The sequence below is a fragment of the Maribellus maritimus genome, from assembly GCF_022267315.1.
In the GTDB taxonomy this organism is placed as follows: Bacteria; Bacteroidota; Bacteroidia; order Bacteroidales; family Prolixibacteraceae; genus Draconibacterium; species Draconibacterium maritimum.
In genome coordinates this window covers 44035-68429 of record NZ_JAIKLE010000015.1, presented here as the reverse complement: position 1 = coordinate 68429, position 24395 = coordinate 44035, and the positions used below count along the sequence as shown (strand labels likewise).

Here is a 24395-nt window from a genome sequence, read left to right as displayed (position 1 = left end):
TTTTTTATTTTAGAAAGTAATATTTACACCAAATGTAAACGAACGAATTGTTGGATAACTGTCACGCCAATCGATTCCTGTTGAGAGTACATTATCGTTGGTAAGTTCAGGGTCCAGGCCACTGTACCCGGTAATACAAAATAAGTTTTCGCCCGAAACATAAGCACGAATGCTTCTTACATATTTATTCTCAGAAAGAGGTATTGTGTACCCTAGTGTCAAATTAGTCAGTTTTACAAAATCACCGTCTTCTAAATGATAACTTACAAACGTTTGCTGTTGATCTGATGCCAAAATATTTTGTCCCCCATAAGGAGCGTCAAGGACAGACCGTAGACGATTATAGGCAATAGAATTGTTTTCATAATAGGCACGAGGTTCATTTAAGATTTTAAATCCTAACTGGCTGGTCAATTGAAAGCTTAAGTCGAAGTCTTTATAACGGAAAGTATTATTCCATCCGAGATAAACTTTTGGCATTGCATTCCCCAGATATTGACGATATTCTTCGCTACCCAGCATATTCTCTGTGATTTCTTCTACTTCTCCTGTTTGTGGATTTTCAATTAACCAACGGCCATTTTCAGAAACGCCAACTGATTTTAAACCAAAAAAGTTACCTACCGACCTGCCGACTTCCAAACGCTGGGTTGGAAAGGTAATTGGTTCGCCTAACCAGGCTTCGTCATGCGTATTTGTAGTTGTATATAAATCGTTTGACAGACTGATTAGTTTATTCTGGTTATATGAAGCGGTTACAGTAGTTTGCCATTCAAAGTCGCTGTTTTGAAGCGGTGTAGCATTAATTGCTACCTCAATACCCCGGTTTCGCATTTCACCAACATTAGCCAGTGTTCTTGGATATCTGTTCGGAGGCGTTGGTACATCATATTCCCATAACATGTCGGACGTTTCTTTATTATAAACGTCGATAGAACCGCCTAAACGATTTTCCCACAGGGCAAAGTCAAGCCCAAAATTGTATTCAGTTGATTTTTCCCATTTTAAATCCGGGTTTGGATTCGACGCTATTTCTAAACCAGGTTTCCATTCTCCATCCTCATAATAAAAGGTGCTTCCTAAATTATACCGGGTTAAAGACAGATAAGGATCATTGGGAATTACCCCTGTAACACCTACACCGGCGCGTAATTTTAAATTGTCTACCCATTCAACGTTCTTCATAAACTCTTCGTTGCTGATCGTCCAGCCTAAAGAAGCAGAAGGAAAACTCCCCCATTTGTGGTTAGAACCAAACTTGGAAGAACCTTCGCGGCGAATACTAATTAAAGCATTATACTTATTTGAAAAACCGTAACTAATACGTCCGAAAAAACCTATTAATTTGGCGTCATCTTTATAACTATCCATGCCTGCTTTTCCTTCTCGCAGGGCTAAACCTGCACTTAGTTTATTATACTTCAGAAAATCATTTAAGAAATTATAATTATTTGCGTTAAATCCATTGTTCACATTGTACTGATAACTGTAGCCAACAAGTGCGTCAATCCGGTGATTGCCCAAAAGGGTATTGTATTTGGAAGTAACATCCAAATAATCATTACGCGAAGCAGCCAGAGCATGATAAGCATTACCGGTTTTGTTTTCCATTCGCTGGCTGAAATACTCCGAAGTATAATATCCTTTATCATGAGCATTCCAGCTTCGGCTAGCCAACATTAAGTTTGTTTGCCACCCTTTTATTGGCTCCAGGGTAAAGTTACCGGTCATACGGGTCCATTCTGTATTATAATTTCCCTGACGTTCTTTAATCATCTCTACTGGGTTATAATAGTAATTGATCTGGAAATTTTCGTAATACCTTCCATCTTCAGCCCAGATAGGCTCTGTAGGGTTACGTATAATAGCTTGCCGGTAAATATTAATTGCCCCATCCTCGTTGGCATTAGTAGCACTGTTTTCGTGCAAGCCTTTTACTATATTCAGGTTCACTTTCAACATATCGTTAAACATCCAGTGCGATACATCAAAACTCATCTTCTTCTCTTCATTGTAGGTATCAATAATCACACCTTCTTCTTTTCGGTAGTTAAAATCTGCCGAATAAGTTGTTTTTTCTGAACCTCCTGATACATTAAAATTATGATTGTGTGTAAAAGCTGTTTGGGTAACCGCATCCAGCCAATCGGTATCATGCCCTTTATCGGTAAAATTAGTAAAGCCCTGGCGAATTTCTTCGGGCCCCATAAAATCGAGAGTTTTACCAAACTCCGACAAGGACAAATAACCTGAATAGCTGGCCCGTGTTTGTGAGTTTCGTTTCCCTGCTTTGGTGGTGATTAAGATAACACCATTTGCACCACGGGTTCCGTATATAGCTGCCGCTGACGCATCTTTCAAAACATCTACAGAAAGAATATTTTCCGGTGCCACGGTACCAAGTCCTCCTTCAATGCCATCGATAAGCACAAGTGGCGTGGAACTTCCAGATAAAGAAATAACTCCACGCAGTCGAATAGTAGATTCAGCATTAGGATCTCCTGTTCCTTTAGCAATAGTTAACCCGGCTACTTTCCCTTTTATCAGTTCTGCAGCATCCTGAACTTTTCCCTGGATAAAATCTTCTGATTTAACACTTGTGATAGCACTGGTTACATCTCCTTTACGTTGGGTTCCATAACCAATAGCTACAACTTCTTCGATACCGATGATATCTTCTCTCATTACGACATCTATTCTCGATTTCTCCGCAACCTCAATTTCCTGTGTCTGCATTCCGACAAATGAGAAAAGCAATATTGTACCATCTTTTATATCCTGTATAGTATAAATCCCATCAATGTTGGTAACCGTTCCTCTGGAAGCTCCTTTTACCATAACAGTCACTCCCGGCAAGGGATCTCCCCTTTCGTCTACAACTTCACCAGTAACTGCTTTTTGTGGCGGGAACATGGCTGACTGATATCCTTCTTCATTCTCATCCATACTTTTCGGATACAGTAAGATATGGCGATCCTTTACCACATATTTTACGCGGTCTTCGTTAAAAAGGATCCCGAGAATTTCATCAATTGTCTTCTCACTAAATTCAACTGTTACTTTCCGTTCAACATTGATATACTCAGAACTATATGCAAAACGGAACTCCGATTGTCGCTCAATTTCTTCCAAAACATCAACAACCTTTCTGTTTCGCATATCCAGCGTCAATTTTGTTGTTTGGCTGTACACGCTCGCTGAAACCTGCATTAAGCCCAGCAATAAGAACAAAAATGTTAATTTCATAAGCCGAAAACATTTGTTCCAAACGGAAGGCTCTCCCCTTCCTCTAATTCGGATTTTTTTCATAGTTTTACTTCTGATTAAGTTTACACATTTATTTATCATTTGCTGATGATAAATAGGAAACTGGTGGTGTTGCCGCACCGCCGGTTTTTACTTACTTCTCAGCACTTCTCTATTTTTATTTTCGTCCAAATGAAAGACTATTATATCTTCTTTTTGGACAGCTTTTACCGGTGTAATTTTCTCCATTAATTGAATGATTTCACTCAATGGTTCATTTTTTATTGTAAAGGTGTAATGAAACTCACTGATATTTTCTTCAAAAGCAAATTCCTGGTTATAACGTATTTCCAGTCGCTTGATAACTTCACTTAACGACTGATTATAAATATTGATAATTCCGTTTTTCCAGGATGTAAATTTGCTTGTATTGACTTCTGAAACTTTCAGCTTTCGGTTTTCGGATTCAAACTGAGCGCGTTCTCCCGGTTGCATTGTATAACTAAAAGATTCTGATTTATTGCTCAACAATTCTACTATACCACGTTCTAAAACTACGTCTACAGTTTTATTTGCAGGATAGGATGCAACATTAAATTTTGTTCCCAGCACTTTTACCTTTAAATCGCCACAGGAAACAATCATAGGAACTTCTTCATTTTTATTTGCCTCAAAATAAGCTTCTCCGGTTAAAATAAGATTCCGATTTTCAGCACCAAAAAAATTATCGTACCTGATTTGAGACCCAGAATTCAGCCAAACCAGCGATCCATCGGGCAATACAACTTTTGATATTTGTCCATTTTCGGCTATTACATTGCTGTAATATACGGGAGCTTCTTTTAAGTTGCTTCCGGAAAGAAAAAACCAAACCAAATTACTTACTAATACAGCAAAAAAGAAGATAGCTGCATATCTGAAAATCATCTGATTTTTTTGTGATTTACGCCACCGTTTAAAACTCTTTTCCAACAGAGTCGTTTGAATTTTATTCCAGCTTTTGATTCCCTCTTCCGGAAACCAGGAGTCATCCAAGCTTTTCTTCCATTCTAATGTATATGTCTTAAATACTGATTGATTTTTCTCGTATCGGAGCCATTCCAGTAGCATAGCCTGTTCCTCGGAACTTGCTTTGCCTTCCAAATATTTTTTTACTGTATCTTTCATAAGTTTCCTTATAAGAAGTACAAAATACTTTTAAAAACCCTACCCACTTTGCCGGACATTTTTTCCGTAAAAAAGCCAGGAAAGAACAAAATGATTCAAAGCAGACGTTTAATTTAACGAATTGAAAATACGGCTTGATGACCTGCCAATTATCACTTTTCGATAATATTAGGCCAATGCTTATTTTTTTAATTATCCAGAATCTTTATATGGTATTTACAACTTTTGTCGCCACGTTGGATAGACGAAGTTACACGAGCTTCGACAGGTTTTCCGGAAACTTCTGAATACATTCTTTCAGCAAAACCTTCAGAACAGTAACAGAGAGCTGGCAATTTTGTGTTGTTTCCTTTTTTTATCAGCGGGCAAACACAAAAATCTTTATTTTCATCGATAAATATTTCACTCGCATTTTTGTCAAAAAAAATACTCCATCCCCATTCCTTTTTAATAAATTGGTTGAATTCTTCCAGGTTGCCTTTGTAAGGGCTTAAAAAAATGTTCATATTTAATTCATCAAAATGAACAGAGGAGCATTCTTTAATTAATTTTCTGATTTTTTCGTCTTCGGCAACATCACCAATATTCAACAACATTTTTGAAATCCAAGCGTGAGGAAAAGAGTTTTTATCTTCGCCGATTTCTTTTGCGTTCAGTTTTGCGAGATTTCCAAATCCACAGATGCAAGTAGCAGTGATACACGACTTTTTTATAAATTCTCTTCTGTAATTGTTCGTTGTTTTCATTTTCAGGGAATATACTTTAGCATATATATTATATTTTACTACCTGCGATTATTTCAAATTATCGATCAACAAAGAGATGAGTAAAACCATTGATGGATACTGAAACAGCAATTTTTCTCTGATATTGTGTTTTGCTTTCGAAATGTGTTTTTCAATGGCTTTTACAGTTACCCCGAGCTCTTCAGCAATCTCCTTTTGCTTTCTTCCTTCAATTTTACATTTCTTATAGACAAATTTCATTTTTTCCGGGAGTTCATCAACCGCCTGCTGAAAAGATTCAATCATCAACTCTTCGAGGCTTTTGTCCTCTTTTCCGGAAAAATCTATCTGATATAAAAATTGAGCCTCACTTGGGATATTTGTCTCTATATCTGCGTTGATTTCTTCGAGCTTTTGTTTTTTTATTCGGTTCAGACAACGATTTCGAACCATTACAAACAAAAGACTCTCGACTGAATTTTCGGGTTGAATTTTATCTCGTTTTTCCCAAAGTGTTAAAAAACCTTCCTGAATAATATCCTCTGCTTCATGTTCATCGGTAATAAATAGTCTGCAATATCCCTTCAAACGAGGATACAATAAACGGAAAACCTCTTTGTAGGCACTTGGATCTCCGTTCTTAAGTCTCCTTTTTATCTGAACATCGAACATCAAGTCAAATTTAAAATAAAAAACGTACTTTTTACATTTATTTCATAAAAAGTTAACATCCAACCAATACACGTTCAGAAAAAAATTGAGTTTTAAAAAAAGCCACTGCTTTTACAACCAATTAAGAGCCGATTTCAATTTTCACTCAGCCAAACACTCATTTTGTTTGCACCCCGGTTATTCCAAACATAATATGGAATTGCCTTAAAGACTTCATTTGAAGAAGTACCTGAAGCATTAATAACTTCTACACCGTTCAGCAACTCCGGATTAAAGCTTGACGCAAACTGGGTATTTTCAGAGATCTGCAGTTCTTCGATATTCGGGTTGTCTTTTTCTTCAACACAATAAACAATTGGTCCGCGTTCAATTGCCAGTTTCCCCAAGTCATCCTTAACTTTTTCATTTGCGCTAACTTTTTTCACTTCCATAGGAAGAAAAATTTCGACTTTATTATTTGACTCCCACTCACGTGTTAAAACGGCATACCCTTTTTCTACATCGTAATTTACTTTCTCTCCGTTAACAGTTATTACCGGTTTATTTTCCAAGGGATCCAAATAAAAATACAGGTCTCCCGGGAGTGGTTGATTTATTGACCAACCCGGGATTCTCAATTTAATTGTAAACTCAGATTTTTTCTGGGGCAAAATGGTCAATTCTACATCGCCCTCCCAAGGATATTCTGTTTTTTGTTCCACTTTCACCAAACCATTATCCAACTGCACTTCCGTTGAACTTTGAACATAAAGATTAACATACAAATCGTCGGCTTTATGCGCATAAATGTAGCCGGGAACGGATGGCATAAACCGACACAGGTTTGTGGGGCAACACGAGCAGTCGAACCAGGGTTCGCGGGTTAAACTGCCACCACTGTTAAAATGATAGTGCATATCGCATTGCAACGGATTGGGATAAAAAAAAGTTTTCCCGTCGAGCGCAACGCCGGAAATTACACCATTATAAAGACTCCGCTCAAGAACATCAATATATTTTGAATCGCCATGAAGTAAAAACATCCTGTAATTCCAATAGACATTTGCTATGGCTGCACAGGTTTCATTGTACGCAGTTAAATTTGGCAATTCGTAGTTTTCGCCAAAAGCTTCTCCGTCGTGTAACGAACCAATTCCTCCGGTGATGTATATCTTTTTTGTAACCACATTCTCCCAAATCTTATCTACAGCATTTTCATATGCTTCATCGTTATACAGCGCTGCAATATCTGTCATTCCTGCGTACATATATCCGGCACGTACAGCGTGTCCAACTGCCTCATCCTGTTCCGTCACAGGTTTATGATCCTGGTTATACGGCCCCCATAGTTCACGCTTGCTGCCGTCGCCTCTGGTGTCAAGGAAATGACGAGATAAGTCGAGGTACTCTTTTTTCCCGGTAACCAGATAAAGTTTTATTAATCCGGTTTCCACGATCTGATGACCGGGCACCTCTTCGTTTTTCCCGGCTCCAAAAACAGAAACCAGGAGGTCGGCGTTTTTTGTGGCAATATTCAGAAAACTTCTTTTCCCGGTTGCAAGATAATGTGCAACCGCGGCTTCAAACATATGCCCGCTATTGTACAACTCGTGGCTGCACGAAAGATTTTGCCATCTTCCTCCCGGCGGACACCAGCCTGCCGGAGCTTTGGTTGTATCAATAGTTTTGTAGGTAGTTAAATAGCCATCTTCTTCCTGCCCTATTGCAATAATATCAATCAGCGAATCAACGTAAGCATCCAGTTTGGAATCCGGAATTGTACTCATTGAATAAGATGCACCTTCAATTATTTTATATACATCGGTATCATCAAAAGGCATTTCACCTTTTACTGAACCCTCCATTTTTCCACCGGCAATGAGGAAATTATCAAGACGGCCTGTTTCTTCACACTTCTGAAAAGATGACGGAATGGTAGTTGTTCGGTTCGTTTCAATCTTTGGCAACCAAAAATTATCTTTGATATGAACTTTGCTAAAAGGAACTCCACTAATGGGATAGTCGGCATGTTTTTGAACCGGTTCTTCCTTTGGTGTTGAACAACCCGCAAAAAACAAAATCAATAGAATTATTAGATAATAATGTTTCTTCATTGTATTTATTTTTACTATTCTTCAATGATGAGTAAATCCCATGGGTTAATTGTCAGTTCTTCCTGTCCTCCTACTTTTTTGCCCGAAATAAGCTCAACACCTCCCTTGTAAGGATACAAAAACGTAGCTGGCTGAGATGAATAATTATAATAATACCGGGTAGTTTTGCCATCGTTATTTGTTCCTGATTTTGTAATTAGCGGCCAGTGACTATCCTGATCAGGAGTTCGTATCCCGGAACGTTTAACGGCATCCATCAATATTTTCTCCTGAATAGAATCAGAAACCATACAGCCTTCATAAAGCAATGTCCCTTCACCAAAATTATTAATGGTTATTGCCGGAAAATTTTCGAAAAACCAGTGCTTGTAAAAGGCCAGTGGTTGGGCCGTTTCAGGAATAATATATTCAGCCCATGTGTTTACTTTATTTTCTGTATTTCCTACTTTGAAAGGATCATCCTTTAAGCTCATTTCTTTGAAGTTGGTAAATTCCTGATAATAAAACCCGCACGCTTCACGAAGAGGACCGGGAGCCAACATGGGGCGAACCATCGAATTTTCATCGCAGAATCCACTTTTAAATTGCATAACAATATGTCCTCCATTTTTTATAAAATCACTTATTTGTTCAAGAAGTTTATCGCTTGCTATATATAATGAAGGAATAATTACCAGGCTGTATTTTTCAAATTCAGGATCTTCGGAAAAAATAAAATCCACACCAACATTATTCTTGTATAAAATTTTATGAAATTGTTTTACCAGGTTATTGGTATAAAAGTTATTATTGGTGCTTCCCCAGGCATTCCCCCCTTGATCAAAGGGCATGATATTAAGGGCATTATTCGAATCATGACTATACAGAATAGCCACTTCATTTTTCTTTTTCAGGTTCACCAGTTTTTCACCTATGCGTTCCAGTTCATGTGCTGTTTTTGATACTTCGGCATAAGCCCTGTTGGGCTGCAAATCATGCGAAAGCACTCCCTTCCAGTAAATCTCCTGTCCGTAATGGATAGAATGCCAGTGCCAGTATTCAACCATATTTGCTCCGGAACCAATATGAGCATAAACATTTTGTCGCATCTGCCCCGGATAAGGTGGCTGCTGAATACGCGAGTTCCACCCAATGGTTTGCGCGTTTGTTTCTGTTACCAAATAATTTTTATGTTTCACCGATCTAAAATAGTCTCCGGCAAAAGCAATCTCATTTCCGGTTAAATCATCCTGCTGGTCGTGATACACATTTACAGCCATAAGATCCATCAATTCTGAAGACTCATGTTGTTCGACATCCTGAACTGCTGGCATAAAACATTGAGTAATAAATTGGTCGTCGCGTTTATATTCCCGAACGATCTCCGATTGCCATTTTAAAAAATCGGCAACAGCTTTCCGGTTGTATCGCTCCCATTCGAGTTTATAACCTGTATTCGTGATTCCATCACGAGGAGCTAGTTCTTCCCATCCGTCAATGGTCATTCCCCAATAGTTTAAACCCCATATTTTATTGAGATTTTCAGTCGTATCAAACTTCTTTTTCAGATAATTTACAAAACCCACCTGAAAATCATAATTGTTCACACCCCTTGACGTGGTTTCGTTATCAACCTGGTAGCCAATTATTCCCGGATGTTGTGCATAGTGCTCCATCATTTTACGGATAATCCGCTCACTGTAAAACAAATACGTTGGGTTTGTGATATCCATATTTTGGCGAATACCATAATAAGCTTTTCCTCCATTTTGGTATTCCAGCAGAACTTCCGGATGTTTATGCCACAACCAGGCAGGAATCGAATAAGTTGGTGTTCCGAGAATAACTTTTATACCGGCATCGTAAAATTTGTCGATTATTCTGTCCATCCAGGCAAACTCAAATTCACCTTCGCGAGGTTCAAATAAACTCCAGGTAGATTCCCCTACGCGCACGACTGAAATACCTGCCTCTTTCATCATTTTAACATCTTCATCCAGTCGGTCTGATGGCATGTATTCGTGGTAATACGCTACGCCGTAGAGGATATTATCAAACTGAACTTGCGAAAATACATGACTTGATACAAGGACAGCAATAATTATAAATATGCGTTTCATTATTTTCGGTTTAGATTGGTATTTTTATAATACTAAATTCCTTTGTACTATTTTTTTTACAAGAGTATTTCTTTCTTATCCTTTATAATAATTGTCTTATAGTTTTAGTTCTTTGATGTTTCTAGTTCAATTGATTTTCACTCTGATTACCGAAAGTGAATACCCTGGCAATTTGTACTCAAACTCAGAATCTACTGAAATCCCAGTGATTGAAGGCACTGCACTTGCATCTTCTGGTTTTCCTTTTAAAACAGTTAAAAGAGCCTCAGAATCACCAATATTAATGTCTGTAAAATCCATATTTGCATTTACTTCTGCGGGCAATAAATTAACCAGTTTTACAATTATATCTTTTGTTGCTTTATCCTGAACCACTGAAATAGCAACTCGTTTTTTTATATCTTCCCTATTTTCAGATAACCGAATTTCTGCAGGAATATAAGTTTCACCCGAGTTTTGTCCGAAAAGCTTTTGTACATAATATCCAACAGTTGGTTTTACTTCGGTATTATTGAAATAAATAAGATCCGGATCCCAGTTTATGTGTCCTTCCTTGGCAAGTAGTGGTGCATACGATGACATTTCCACGATATCACCGTTTCTTTCAAGAGCTGTCATGTACAAGGCTTCGGACAGTGCTGTTTCGATATTGTTCGGCCTTCCGGGTAAGTGTGCTGCATATTCTCCCAAATACACTTTTGATTTTGAGCGATCGTAGCGGTCATAAAAATCCTGGTTATGAATAAACCAGCCAGGAGGTTGGTAATAATGTTCATCAACCATTGGTATCTGAAGTTTGGTCGCAATGTCCCAGCCCTCCTCATAATCAGTCCCGGTATAAAAAGGACCAACGGTTCCTATCACAACTATTTCCGGATACTTCTCTCTGAGGGCATTAAAAATCATGGTGAATCTCTCTTCAAATATATCAGTTATTAAATCTTCATTTCCAATACCGATATATTTTAAGTTAAAAGGCTCCGGATGACCAGCTTCAGCGCGAATTCTGCCCCACTTTGTATTTTTGTCTCCGTTGGCCCATTCAATCAAATCAAGTACTTCCTGCACATATTCATCCATTTCGGCCATAGGAATCCCCCCTTGTTGACCATGTCCGCAAGTTCCCGAATTCTGGCAAGGCACTCCTGCCGGCAATACAGGTAGAGGCTCAGCCCCAATATCTTCGCAAAATTGAAAGTATTCAAAATACCCCAAACCTGCTGACTGATGATAGTTCCAAATATTTCGTTGCGGAACCCGTGTTTCCAGCGGCCCAACTGTGTAATTCCAGCGATACATGTTATGAAGCCCGTCGCCATGAGCTACACATCCACCAGGAAAACGGACAAACTTTGGATGGATATCTGCTATGGCCTGTGCCAGGTCTTCTCGCAAACCATTTTTTCTCCCTTTAAAAGTATTTTGCGGAAAAAGAGAAATCATATCCAAAGCAACTTCCCCGGTAAACTCAGGAACGACTTCTAATTTCGCATTATCGACCGTTTTGTTTGCAGTGAGAACAGCTTCATATTTTTTCCATGTGTTCGAAATCGATTTTGTTGTTGTTTCAGCAATTACCTTATTATTTTCGTCGGTCAATCGAATAAGCAGTTTTCCTTTTTTGGGCTCTATCATTTTGGCAAAAACCGAAAAATCATAACGATTCCCTTCTTTTACAGCAATCCCGTCAAATCCTTCGTTAACCAACGCAGCACCAATTTCCCTGATTTCAAGCACAACAAAATGTTTGTTATTCTCGTGAATGGGTGAAACAGAATCTATCTTAAATGATGCATTTTCTCCATTCAACGACCAGGCTTTGTAACTGTTCCAGGATGGATCGTTTCCGCTTTTATCGCTAAGAACATATTCAAATCCACGATTCTGTACCAACTCGGCATACAAACCACCGTCAGCGGCATAACTGATATCTTCGAAAAATATTCCAACCAGCTTATTGCTGATCTTTTTGCTTCTTTCTGGTATTAGCTTAACGGAAGCATCCACTTTCCTGAGACCTTTGAAGCGTTCCTGGTCATTACGCATATTATCTGCCCTCTCCATATTATGAAACTGGCTCCATTCGTACCATTTTATCAGACCATCAATCGTTTTCCATGAAACTCTTTTTACCGTACCTGTTTGTAATTCACCATCAATCCTTACTGTTTCGCGGAGCCCAAACCGCTCATCTTCTGAAATTCCTGTAGTTTCAGAATAAATTTTAAAGTCTTCTGTGGTTGTTTTGAATCCTTTGAGTTCTCCGTCGATTTCACTTTCCCAGGTAATTAAATATCTATTATTTTTTTTGTCTGAAGATATTTCCAAATCCAGGACATTACCATTTCTCATTACCTGAGGATAAGACTGACGCTTCCAGTGATAAAGATCTTCGGAAGCAGCGTGTGCAAATTGCCCCACATCATCGTTCAATGTCCATAAACAATGATACAATCCTTTTTCATCTTGAAACAGAATTGGGTTAATAAGTTTTTTCTGAGTTCCCCATCGACCAAAATCACTCGCCAAAAAGCGAAACTCCGGTCCGATCCCAAACCAGTTTTCACGATCTACACTCCATGCATAGTGCAAACCTGCGGTATTATTTTGTTTGTTTGTGGTGTAAGCAAAAATGTAAGCCGAATCAGGTTCGTCGGCACCTGCTGCATTACAGAAAAATAAATAAATGAATAAAAGAAAAATTGGCAATTTTATTGATTTCATCAGGCAAAAGATTTAAAGCGAAGATAATTAAATGTTCGGAAGTGTACAATATACACTTTAAAATTTCATTCGCATCCGGTCATTTACTTTCCCAATAGATGAAAAAAACAAAAATTAAAAAACCCTGGCTTCAGTATTTATGAACATAAAAACTGAATACCAAGGTCTCAACAAAATGTAAGAACTACTTTGTTCAAATCTCCAGAACCCCAAAAATTACTTTAATTCAAAATCTACTGAAACAGCCTCACCGGCAATTACAGGCACATTATTTAATGTATCGCTTCGTATCCTTCTATCTCGCAAACAACTGTATATGTTCCTTCCCGGAGACCAATGATTTTATAATCGCCAAGTTCATCGGTAAACGAAGACACATAAGTTGAATCTTCTTCCAGATTACTATTTTCCATTTCTGAATTTAACCAGGCTTTCACCATTACATCTTCAAGAGGTGCTTCAAGCGTATCTGTTACATTTCCTTCAATACGTCCGGCGGCTCCCATGTATACACCCCGAACAACTGGTTTAAAGTTAAATCCTTTAATATTATCCAACGAGCCTTTTACCACAAACGATTTGCTTACATCAAAATCAAGCAAAACATCTGAAGTTTGACCCTCTTCAAGATAAATTTCCGGCTGAATTTTCACTTTTAGTCCACTTGATGAACCACTTGGTACTTTTAATTCAAATTCAGAACCGTTAGTAAGAACAACTGTTGCATCAGTAACACGAAGCTTTACCATATCGTAATACCCCGCTTCGAGATCTACTGAAGCAATTTGTTCAGTTATTCCATTGGTTAACTCAAGTAAGTCAACAACCATAGTTTCTTCGCTGAGCACTAAAAAAGTGTCATCGCTTTCTTCCATATCAACTTCTGTTTTTTGCCGAATTTCGACTCTATCAATTGTTACGTAAGTGTGACTGATTAAATCGACAGGAAAGGGAGCGTCAGTAAGATGAACATTAATCCTCCCTTTACCATCCATTGAAATTTTTTCATCGTTATTATTACAACTTACCATTGCAATACTACTAATTACTATTCCGATAATAATAAATTTAAGTTTTCTCATAATACTAGAAATCTTTTATTAATTTTTCTAAATGCCAAATCGGATTACAATTACTATACTAAAAATCAAAATTATATCAATCTCCACCATATCAAACACTTACATAAAAACATATAAAATACTCCCTGATCAATATGATAATTAATTCTCATTTTGATAATAGAATATCTTTAATTATATCATCAAATTCAACAAATATTTTAAAAATATTTATAATACTTTCACCGCTCTATTACCTCAATTTATAATATATTCAACAATCAAAACAGTAAAATTGTTACCCAAAAACAAAATCTTATACCCCGTCCTTTTTTCTAACAATCTCTAAAAAAATTCTAATAATATAAATCACCCCTTCAGATTAAACTTTGTCAAACACACATTGACATAAACTCTCAAAAACAAAGGATTATATGTCATTATACTTTCTGACCAAAGAGGTAAATTATACTGACACAAAAAGAAACTTTTGCTGATTTTTCTAAAATATTCTAATAAAATTCTAAAATAAATTTTTAACATATTTATTATTTATAGTTTTGCCCTGACCATTACCACAACACATTTAAACGTCCACTTATCGGGGCAACTTTAAGTTGCCCTTTTTTTATATCATTAAAAGGATAGCAAAAAATATACAATCGGGCAGAACAATCCTTTATGGATTATTTATTCTTATTTTTTTTACTCTCGCCGTAAAATTTGGGAGTATGCTATAAGAATGTAATTTATCTTTATCTGAAAGACGCATTCAGAAAGTGATATAACAAAAAAGTGGCTTCTATTCCACAGGCAATGTTTCAATAATCCCGCTAAGAAAATTATTCAGGTCAAAATTCGAATATCCATATCCCATTCTGACAACTACCAATTTCTTTGAAGGAATAATATAAATACGCTGACCAAGAAAACCATCGGCAAAAAACACATCATGGGGAATGTCAAGCAGTGCATTCTCCGGATTTGATTCCTTGAGCCAAAAAGTTCCTGCATAATTACCATCAGAGGCAGTTGCAGGAGTTTTCATAAAATCGACCCAACTTTTTGAAATAACGGTGTCACCTGCGAAAACTCCTTCATTCAAAAAAAGCATTCCAAAACGAGCCCAGTCGCGTGTAGAACCGTAACTGTACGAAGAAGCCACAAATAGTCCGGCAGCATCAGTCTCAACTTTGGTGTGCAGCATTCCTGTCGGATACAGCAACTTTGTGTATATGAATTTATGGTAAGATTCGTCGTTATTCATTCTGTTGCGAATAATTCCTGAAAGCAAATTTGCATCTCCCGACGAATAATTCCAGAAACTTCCCGGTTCATATTTTACTTTATTATCAAGGATTGACGCCAGCATATCATCGTTTTGCATTAACATTACCGTAGCATCTGAAATGGTGAAATAATTCTCGTACCAATCAAGACCAGATGACATTTGAATAATATCTTTAACAGTAATCTTGCGGCGTTCATCACTCTGCCATTCTTCAAATCCGGCAGGTTCACCCGCATTTAACTTTCCTTCATCAGCTAAAATTCCTGCCAGTGCTCCCGTAATGCTTTTGGTCATTGACCAACCGTGAAACATCGTTTTATAATTGTATCCATTCAAATATTTTTCGGCAACCAACTGATTATTGTAGACCACTGCAATTCCCAGTGTTTTTTTGAAAGGTTCGCTTCCGGCCTCATCAAAACAGGTGTCGAGTAATTCATTCAAACGTGCAACATCCAAACCTTCCGGCAAAGTATCGGGGAGTAAATCTCCCTTGGGCCAGGAGATTGTATCTTGCGAGTATCCGGGAAAAGGTAATTGAAATTCAGATTTTTTTAGTTCATTTTCAGGAGAATCTAACACAAGCACAGCGCCCAGACCTTCCCGATAAATTGCTTTTCGTTTTGCCAAACCAAAAACGGTCGAGGTTACAGATTTTTCATCAAAATCGACTACTGATTTTGCCAAACTTATCGGAAAAAAAGACAGGTCTTCAGCCTGCACACGTTCCTGCTCTTTATCTGCAAGAAAGATACTTGAACACATTCCTTTTGCTGCAAAAGCAGTAATAATAGGCATCCGGGGCCATACAAACCAACCTGCGGCAGCAATCAAAACAACAATAAAAAACAGTATGACTCTTTTGACACGGTTTTGTTTCATTTTCGTTTGATTTTGATTTTCAACTAAAAATAGGAATATTTTAGAATTTCTCATTAAAAATCATCGCTCGGCAGAACAAACGAACTGCCTCACTCAAACGAAGAATCACCAATCAATATGATAATAACATCATAGCTAGTTTAACACACGGGTAAAATAATCAGGATAATTCTCTTTCAATTTTTATAATATTCATCCAATGGTATTCCTTCCGGATTGCCAACAGAAACTACTACCCCGCGTTTGCGAACATACCCGTCATGATAATTTTCTATTTCAACCTGTTCCTTATTTTGTGTTGGCAAGTATTGTTTGAAAAAAGACTTAATATTATTGTACCGGAGATCGTTTGCCAAATTCGTCCATTCCATTGGATCCTTTTCATGATCGTATAGCTCTTCTGTCCCGTCGTTGTAATGAATATATCTCCATTTCTCGTCGCGCATGGCGTGGTTATTTTGTCCGCAGGTGGTAATTGCCGGCTGTTTAATCGACATATCCGGGTTTCCCATCAGTTCTTTCATACTAAAACCTTCACAATGTTTAGGGATTTCTAGTCCACAAAAATCTGCCAGGGTTGGATATATGTTCATAAAATCAACAGCTTCATTTATCACTCTTCCATTGGAAATATTGCCGGGAACTTTAATCACCAACGGTGCGCGCGTTGCTTCTTCCCAAAGTGTATTTTTTGACCAGTGAAGCTTTTCGCCCAAATGCCACCCATGATCTCCCCATAAAAGAACAATGGTATTCCCGGCATATTTGCTATTTTCAAGTGCTTTTAACAGCCTTCCTATTTGTGCATCGGCATACGATTGCGCGGCCAGATAAGCCTGAACCGCTTCTTTCCACTTTCCTGATTCTTTAAGCCTGCCCCATGTTTTACCTGAATGTTTAATCATTTCTTTTCCCATTTGTGGAATATCATCAAAATCATTCTCATTTACATTTGGCAAAACAATAGAATCAAGCGGATGCATGTCAAAATATTTTTTAGGGATGTACCACGGCAAATGCGGTTTGTATGTTCCACAGTGCAGAAAAAAAGGTTTGTTGTGTTCCTGTTTTAACTGATGGATAACATAATCAACCATTTTCGTATCGTCAAGAGCCTCATCTCCCTGGTCAATAGCTGCCCACATAGCCTTTCCTACCCTGTTTTTCTGAATATTAGAATCAATGTTATCCCGATTTCTAAGGAGGTACTCGTCCCAATCATTAATGCTGATATAATCTGCGTGAAATAATTTACCCGCTCCGGCAACATAATATCCGTTGTTTTTGAAATACCGCGGGAGGGTTACCACATCACCTAAAACATCATTAAAATTATACTTGTTGTTATATAGTCCTGTTGTGCCGGGCCGCATTCCCGTTAATACAGCAGATCTGGACGGGTTGCACAAGGGAGCTGCACAATGGGCATTATTAAACCGGACTCCTTCTCCGGCAAGTTTGTCTATCGCAGGAGTTTTAGGATAGGGATATCCTTTTAGAAAACCAGCCCAGTCATTCATATCATCTACCGAAATCATCAGGACATTGTATTTTTCCTGCTGAGCTTTTATTTGTAAACCTACAACAATCGCCAAAAAAGTTAGCAATATTTTTTTCATGTCTCTTAATTTATTCGGTCTTCCTTTGCTTCTAATGAAGTATTCTTATGTAAAAAAATCCCAAAAATATGGTTTACCAAAAAGGCTTAACTATTTTATCCTCTTTCTTGCACGAGTTTCGTCATAAGAGGTATTAACTGTAGGTAGCTGAGCACCTGCTTTTTTTCTCCATCTTACCAGATCATTCATCAACTCCTTTACTTTTTCCGGATGAGATAGTGCCAAATTCAAATCTTCTTCAATATTATCATGTAGATTATACAGTTCTACCTCTCCTGTTTCGAAAAATTCAATCAACTTCCAATCTCCTTTACGAATTGCGCTATAGGGAGTAGCCCCTTGAAGATGATAATGTGGATAATGCCAATAAATTGCTTCCCGGGTTATTTTTTGCCCTTGTACCATTAATTTAGAAAAATCGATACCATCAATTTCAGATGCAGGCTTCATAGGCGAACCCGTTAATCCCAAAACTGTTGGATAAATATCAATGGAAGTTACAGGTGTTTCATCTATAGTTCCAGCAGCTATCTTTTCCGGCCATTTTATAATAAAAGGGACACGAACACCACCTTCATAACAATCTCCCTTACCTGAGCGTAACGGATAGTTTGAAGTAACCTGCTTACTTATTTTATTACGATTGCCAATTAAACCACCATTGTCACTGGTAAACAAAATAATAGTTTCTTTTTCAAGACCGGATTCTTCTAGCATATTCAGCAATTTTCCAACTGCATCATCCACATGTTCAACCATAGCTGCATACACAGGGTTATGATGACGTTTTGTGGTATCCCTTAGAGCTCTATACTTTTCAATTTTATCTTCTTTTGCCTGTAAAGGCCTGTGTACACTGTAAAACCACAGGTTCATAAAAAACGGCTTATCATCCGATTTGTGTATTTCAAAATACTTAATCGCCTCATTTGCCAGCCTTTCGGTCAAATATTCATTCTTAGGACCATCCGATAACCGGGGATTAAAGTAAGGAGAAAAATAACTGCCTCCTTCATCATTTTGGGGGCTACCTTGCTTATAACCGCCAATATTTACATCAAACCCCTGATTTTCGGGCCAATATTTTTCTTCCTCTCCCAAATGCCACTTCCCAAGGTGAACAGTATTGTAGTTATCTGCCTTTAAGGATTCTGCCAATGTTATCTCATTTTCATCCAGGTGCTGGGTCCATTTGGGTATAGCCAGTTTTGCCCAAGGCATTTTATGACCACTAATCCAGTCTGTGCAGTTTAATGTAGCCGGATACTTTCCACTCATGATGGCAGCCCGACTTGGGGAACATACGGTGCAAGACGCATATCCATTAGTAAATACCATTCCCTCAGTTGCCAATTTATCTATGTTGGGGGTCAGGTAGAAATCACTTCCAGAATAACCTAAGTCCGTCCAACCCAAATCATCAACTACAATTAATACTACATTAGGTTTTTTTGCAATGCTACTAAAAAGACTAAAAATCAGGATTAAAACCAAAAAATATTTTTTCATAGCTTCGCTTTGTTTATTTTATTTCAAAGTCGGTAACATTTACCCAGCCGGTATTTACCGAACGATCGCCATTCATATATTTCTCGTAAAAGTTCCAGAACTTATCCGACTGAAACGGATAATTGTCAAACACATCTCCATTGCCAAACATTCGTGGGTCTTCCTGATTTTTGAGTTGTTCAAAAAGTTTATTTTTTAGCTTTTCTTTTACCTGTTCAAAATCAACTACGTTGCATAAATTATCCAAACAATACGGATCTTCTTTCAGGTTATAAAGCTCTTCCTGCTGACGTTTTCCAAATGCCAGTTGCCAGTATTTACTTTGACCATTTTCCCGTCTTTCATTTAGAATGAATGTTTTTGTCGGACTTCCGTCGCAATCTAGATATCCTGTTTCAGGGTTTCCTGCCGGCCATAACTCTGTTTTGAAATTATAAAGATAAAGCATCTCATCTTCGATAATTCCCCGTATTGGATAGCCCTGATTGTTGGGGCGTCCAAAATCGTGTCGCTCACGTCCTATCAAAACAAAGTTTTCCCCGCCCTGGCTTAACTTATTATCTTTCAGAATAGGTAGCAATGAACGCCCGGTAATTTTTTGCATCCCTCTTTCACTTTCAGAGACCCCGGCTACCTCCAGAAAAGTCGGGCTGATATCGATAAATGAAACATATTCATCGCTCACTCTTCCCGGGTTCTTAATCCCATCCGGCCACATTATCGCAAAAGGCATATGATTTGACATTTCATACTCCTGCGCTTTACACCTGGGAAAAGGCATTCCGTTATCGGATGTAACCACAACAACCGTATTTTCGAGTTGCCCGGTTTCTTCCAGCTTATTTAATATTTGCAATAATTGACTATCAAAATATTCTACCTCAAAAGCATAATCAAGCATGTCTGTTCGCACCGTATCGTTATCGGGCCAAAATCCGGGAACTTCATCAATCATATCCAATGTTTTACCTCCTTTTTTTATTCCCGAACCAAATTCATATCGGCGATGAGGTTCACGCCCTCCATACCAAAAACACCATGGTCGTCCATCAGGAACATCATTTAAAAAGTGATCGAAATTGGTAGAATAATCGGTTGCTGAAATCCACCGTGTCGGCTTTTCTTTTTTTACCTGGTTGTATGCTCTTCCGGTTAACTCTCTTCTCTTCCCGTTAATTGTACCCGGATTACCAGGTTCCCAACTTTTTCCGGTATAACCCACAAAATATCCGTGGTCTTTTAATTCCTCCACATAGGACGTAAACTTTTTTGGGAAATTTCCCACATGATTTCCTGCTTCTTCCAATTGCCAGGAATTTCTTCCGGTCAAAATACAGGCTCTTGACGGAGCACATTTTGCGTTGGGTGTGTATGCATTAGTAAACAATACCCCGCTGCTTGCTACCTTGTCAAAAGCAGGTGTTTTAACCCATGAACATCCGTAAGCCCCCATATAGGGAAACGATGCATCGTCGGCAATACAAAACAGAATGTTAGGACGCGCTTGCGGTTTCTCTTCCTTACCAGAGGTAAGCCCCAATAAAATGATTAAAAATGCAATATTTAACTTCATTTCAAAAACTATTCTAATTAGCAGACGATTCCCCAGTCACCTTTTCGACTTTAAAAACGGCACTTTCCAGTGGTTTTTTCAGGTTAACTTTAAAACCGGTATTCATTAAAACCGAACCTGAAATTATTTGGTTATCAAAAACAATATGTGGTCTTTTTGCCGCTTTATTCAGTTCCGTAATTTTATATAAAGCATCCTCATCCAGGCCTTTCATTTTTACGACCGCTCTTTCCATACGCCGGTGGAATTCGTGACTGTAAACCATTAAAATTGCTTCCGATTTATCGGGCAATACATAGTTGATTGAAGCAAAACCATCGCTATCATAAGGCGATTGCAAACGATACAGATCTCCAAACTGAATAACCGGCCTGATTTCCTTGTAAAGTTTTATGGCTGATTTTGCATAATCTACCTGCTCCGGTTCCAAATCATCCGGTCGCAATTCCATGCCGAGTCTGCCGCCGAAAGCGACATCAAACCTGAACTTTAATGAAGTCTCACGCCCGGTTTGATGGTTAGGAGATTTGGTAACATGGGCCGCGGTTGCAATTGGCGGGTAAATATGGTTTGTTCCCCATTGAATAAATAAACGCTCGTAAGGATCGGTATCGTCGCTTGCCCAAAATTCGTGTGTATATTTCATCGAAGAAAAATCGACTCGCCCGCCACCGGAAGAACAAGCCTGAAAAATTATTCCGGGATATTTTTCCTGCAAACGAAAAAATACGGACTCCAGTCCGCGTGAATAGTCAATCCATAAATGCGATTGTTTATCGTCATCAAGAAAAGTCGATCCAAAATTTTGAATATGCCGGTTTGCATCCCATTTTATATAGGCGATACGCGAATGTTCACTTAACAAATTGTCAATTATACCAAACACAAAGTCCTGTACTTTTGGATTTGCAAGATCTAACAATAACTGATTTCTCGTTAATATCGGCTCGCGGTTATTTTTTCGCTGAATGATCCATTCCGGGTGATTTTCAGCCAATTCACTTTTGGGATTTACCATCTCGGGTTCAACCCAAATACCAAACTTCATCCCTTTTCTTTCTGTGTAATCAATCAGGTTGTCGATACCTGCCGGAAGTTTTTTCCGGTTTACCTGCCAGTCACCCAACCCGGCTTTATCCGAATTGCGGGGATATTTATTTCCAAACCAGCCATCATCCAAAACAAAGATTTCCACTCCCATCTCGGCCGCTCCATCCATCATTTCTTTTAAGCGAGCGGCATCGAAATTAAAATATGCACCTTCCCAACTGTTTAAAACAATCGGCCTGATGGCATTTCCATCCTGCAGATTGTATTTTCGCGCCCAGCGGTGCAGATTAATTGATGCCTGATTTTTACCGCTTGAATTATAAGTTAATATCATACGTGGAGTTTCAAATTTCTCACCGGCGGAAATCGTATATGCGGATGCAAAAAGATTTATTCCTCCAATAAACTGACATCTTTCCTGGTCGTCGACCTGAAAAGACAGTTTATAGTTTCCCATCCAGGCAAGCGCTCCCATTATTACCTCACCATTGTCTTCGCTCGCTGCCTGGTTTAAAGCCATAACAAATGAGGGATTTTCATATTCGGTAGTACGCACTCCCCGCCTGGTTTCAATACTTTTTACTCCGTTGCTTAATTTTTCCTCACTTATGTGCATCTCGCGGGCCCAACTGCCGTTAAAATGTGTCAGATAGTAACTTTCAGCTTTAAACGCCAGTGCAGAGGAAGCAAACTGATCCAAACGCACTTCGCCTTTCTCCTGATGAGAAATTACAACATTTTGTTCAATTACATTTTCTTCCTGATAGGCGCGGAAACACAAATCGACAAAGAAAGGAAGTTTTTTGTCCTTAAGGTGAACAACGGTTTCCTGAACTCCATCAGACAGTTTCTGCTCATGTGACTGATAAAACAAATCAGTAGCCATTGTTCCATCGGAATGTGTTACAATAACAGCCACTTCGTCGGAACTTCCGTTTCCGAAAGAGGGGTATATTTCGCTTATATACGACTGTATCTTTTCAATTCCTTTTATTGACTTTAAATGCCCACCATAATGTGATTGATATACTTTCCCTTTTTTTGAAACACTAAAAACAAGTGATGTATTTTTTGTCTCAATGTGGATTACCTGTGCATTTATCTGTGCACCTATAAAAAGAAAAAAAAGAACGATGAAGATTTTTTGCATTACTGTAAATACTTTAGCATATTTTACTAAGAATCAACCTATTCACTTTTATATTTCGGATTGGAATTATGAACTATGGATGCTCCCGTTTTTTCCTGCAACCCGAATAATTTATCAATCAATTCATCCCGTTTTTTTGTTTCAATATTTGCAAGATTGGTTGTTTCGCCAATATCTGTTTTAAGATTGTATAATTCAACCGAATTATTTGTTGAAATTTTCTCTCTGCCGCCGTCCAGGCTCCATTCTTCATGAAAGAGCAGGAGTTTCCAGTCGCCATCGCGGATAACGCTCACCGGACGGGTACGAAAAGCCGGATCCCTGGACTCATCAGTCATCCCGCTGTAAGCTTGCAAATATGCGGGAAAGTACCAGAATAAAGGATCCCTTTTTAGCGAACTCTTTCCTCTGAACAAAGGAGTAATATCTACGCCGTCGAGCGTGTAATCTTGAGGAGGCTTAGCTCCTGCCAGTTTTAAAAAAGTAGGATAAAAATCGGTACTGATTACGGGCTGCTCGCAGCTTGTACCTGCTTTAACAGTCCCGGGCCAGTAAACAAACATCGGTTCCCTGATTCCTCCTTCATAATACATGCCTTTACCTCCCCGTAGTGGCTTCTGACAAGTATAAGTACCGTGGCCGCCGTTATCCGAAAAGAATATCAGAATGGTATTTTCGCTTAAACCCAGTTCTTCCAGTGAGCTGTTAATCCGGGCAACACTTTCATCAACACTCTGAACCATAGCTGCATATTCCGCCTGACTTTGACATCCTACTCCCTCTTTCTTTTCGTACTTTTTGCTGTAACCTTCTTTTGCCTGAATGGGAGTATGTACTGAATGGTGTGCCAAATAAACAAAAAAGGGCTTCCCTGTTTCTTTTGGGTTGTTCTTTTCTATAAAATTAATTGCAATGTCTGTGAGAGTATCGGCAAGGTAAGCCGCTCCTTCTTTTAAATGGCCTTTGTACCCCATTTCATCGCGTTCGATACCAAAATCAAAGCCTTGTTCCTGAGGTGTATTTCCGACATGCCATTTTCCAATTGCGGCACTCACATAACCAGCAGGCTTTAATGCTTCGGCAATGGTAATTTTGTCGAGCGAAATACTCAACGAGTTTTCATACGCCAGCAACCGCCGTGACTGAGCTTTTCCGCGATTGGGATTTCCAACCGTATACACGCCGTGACGTGGAGTATATTGCCCGCTTAAAATACAGGAACGTGTTGGAGCACAATTGGCAGCATTTGCATAAGCCTGTGTAAAGCGCATCCCGTTATCTGCCAGTTTATCGATGTTGGGGGTTTCATAATATTCCGACCCCATAAATCCAACATCTTTCCATCCCATATCGTCGATTAATATAAAAACGATATTGGGTTTTTCTTCTGCCTGTAATTTACTTCCGCAGGCAAAGATTAAGACAAGGACTAAAAGACTTAATTTTTTCATTTGTTAAAATTTTATAATTGCCGGTTAATGAGTTAATTATAAATTTGAAACTCATAAAACCGCTTCGCTCTCGCATAATTTTC

At 38.5% G+C, this 24395-nt stretch carries 14 protein-coding genes; all 14 read right to left on the bottom strand.

Annotated features, from left to right (window positions below; translation table 11 throughout):
* Positions 1 to 9 precede the first annotated feature (9 nt).
* The gene (locus K5G00_RS14490) at positions 10 to 3246 is read right to left on the bottom strand and encodes a TonB-dependent receptor (RefSeq protein ID WP_238766899.1); all 3237 of its coding nucleotides are present in this window, start codon (positions 3244 to 3246) and stop codon (positions 10 to 12) included.
* Positions 3247 to 3396: 150 nt separating this feature from the next.
* Entirely contained in the window at positions 3397 to 4413 is a 1017-nt protein-coding gene (locus K5G00_RS14485) for a FecR family protein (RefSeq protein ID WP_238766898.1), read from the bottom strand.
* 188 nt (positions 4414 to 4601) lie between these two features.
* Positions 4602 to 5159, bottom strand: a complete 558-nt coding sequence (locus K5G00_RS14480) for a hypothetical protein (RefSeq protein ID WP_238766897.1) — start codon at positions 5157 to 5159, stop codon at positions 4602 to 4604.
* A gap of 48 nt (positions 5160 to 5207) precedes the next feature.
* The gene (locus K5G00_RS14475; protein ID WP_238766896.1) at positions 5208 to 5810 is read right to left on the bottom strand and encodes an RNA polymerase sigma factor; all 603 of its coding nucleotides are present in this window, start codon (positions 5808 to 5810) and stop codon (positions 5208 to 5210) included.
* 134 nt (positions 5811 to 5944) lie between these two features.
* The gene (locus tag K5G00_RS14470; RefSeq protein WP_238766895.1) at positions 5945 to 7903 is read right to left on the bottom strand and encodes a glycoside hydrolase family 127 protein; all 1959 of its coding nucleotides are present in this window, start codon (positions 7901 to 7903) and stop codon (positions 5945 to 5947) included.
* Between the two features lie 14 nt (positions 7904 to 7917).
* Positions 7918 to 10002, bottom strand: coding sequence for a beta-galactosidase (locus K5G00_RS14465; RefSeq protein WP_238766894.1), 2085 nt, complete (start codon positions 10000 to 10002; stop codon positions 7918 to 7920).
* 126 nt (positions 10003 to 10128) lie between these two features.
* Complete coding sequence (locus K5G00_RS14460; RefSeq protein WP_238766893.1) at positions 10129 to 12726, bottom strand: alpha-L-arabinofuranosidase C-terminal domain-containing protein; 2598 nt, start codon at positions 12724 to 12726, stop codon at positions 10129 to 10131.
* A gap of 272 nt (positions 12727 to 12998) precedes the next feature.
* A complete protein-coding gene (locus K5G00_RS14455) occupies positions 12999 to 13808 on the bottom strand; it encodes a DUF4382 domain-containing protein (RefSeq protein ID WP_238766892.1) in 810 nt (269 codons plus the stop codon).
* Positions 13809 to 14589: 781 nt separating this feature from the next.
* Positions 14590 to 15960 (bottom strand): serine hydrolase domain-containing protein, encoded by a 1371-nt coding sequence (locus tag K5G00_RS14450; protein ID WP_238766891.1) that lies wholly within the window; start codon positions 15958 to 15960, stop codon positions 14590 to 14592.
* 176 nt (positions 15961 to 16136) lie between these two features.
* Complete coding sequence (locus tag K5G00_RS14445) at positions 16137 to 17579, bottom strand: sulfatase (RefSeq protein ID WP_238766890.1); 1443 nt, start codon at positions 17577 to 17579, stop codon at positions 16137 to 16139.
* A gap of 90 nt (positions 17580 to 17669) precedes the next feature.
* Positions 17670 to 19088 carry a sulfatase gene (locus K5G00_RS14440; RefSeq protein ID WP_238766889.1) on the bottom strand — a complete coding sequence of 473 codons (1419 nt, stop codon included), beginning with the start codon at positions 19086 to 19088 and terminating at the stop codon, positions 17670 to 17672.
* 13 nt (positions 19089 to 19101) lie between these two features.
* Positions 19102 to 20661 carry a sulfatase family protein gene (locus K5G00_RS14435; RefSeq protein ID WP_238766888.1) on the bottom strand — a complete coding sequence of 520 codons (1560 nt, stop codon included), beginning with the start codon at positions 20659 to 20661 and terminating at the stop codon, positions 19102 to 19104.
* Between the two features lie 13 nt (positions 20662 to 20674).
* The gene (locus K5G00_RS14430) at positions 20675 to 22861 is read right to left on the bottom strand and encodes an alpha-galactosidase (protein WP_238766887.1); all 2187 of its coding nucleotides are present in this window, start codon (positions 22859 to 22861) and stop codon (positions 20675 to 20677) included.
* A 38-nt stretch (positions 22862 to 22899) separates the two neighbouring features.
* Positions 22900 to 24312: a sulfatase gene (locus K5G00_RS14425; protein WP_238766886.1), complete on the bottom strand. Its 1413-nt coding sequence runs from the start codon at positions 24310 to 24312 to the stop codon at positions 22900 to 22902.
* Between the last annotated feature and the right edge of the window lie 83 nt (positions 24313 to 24395).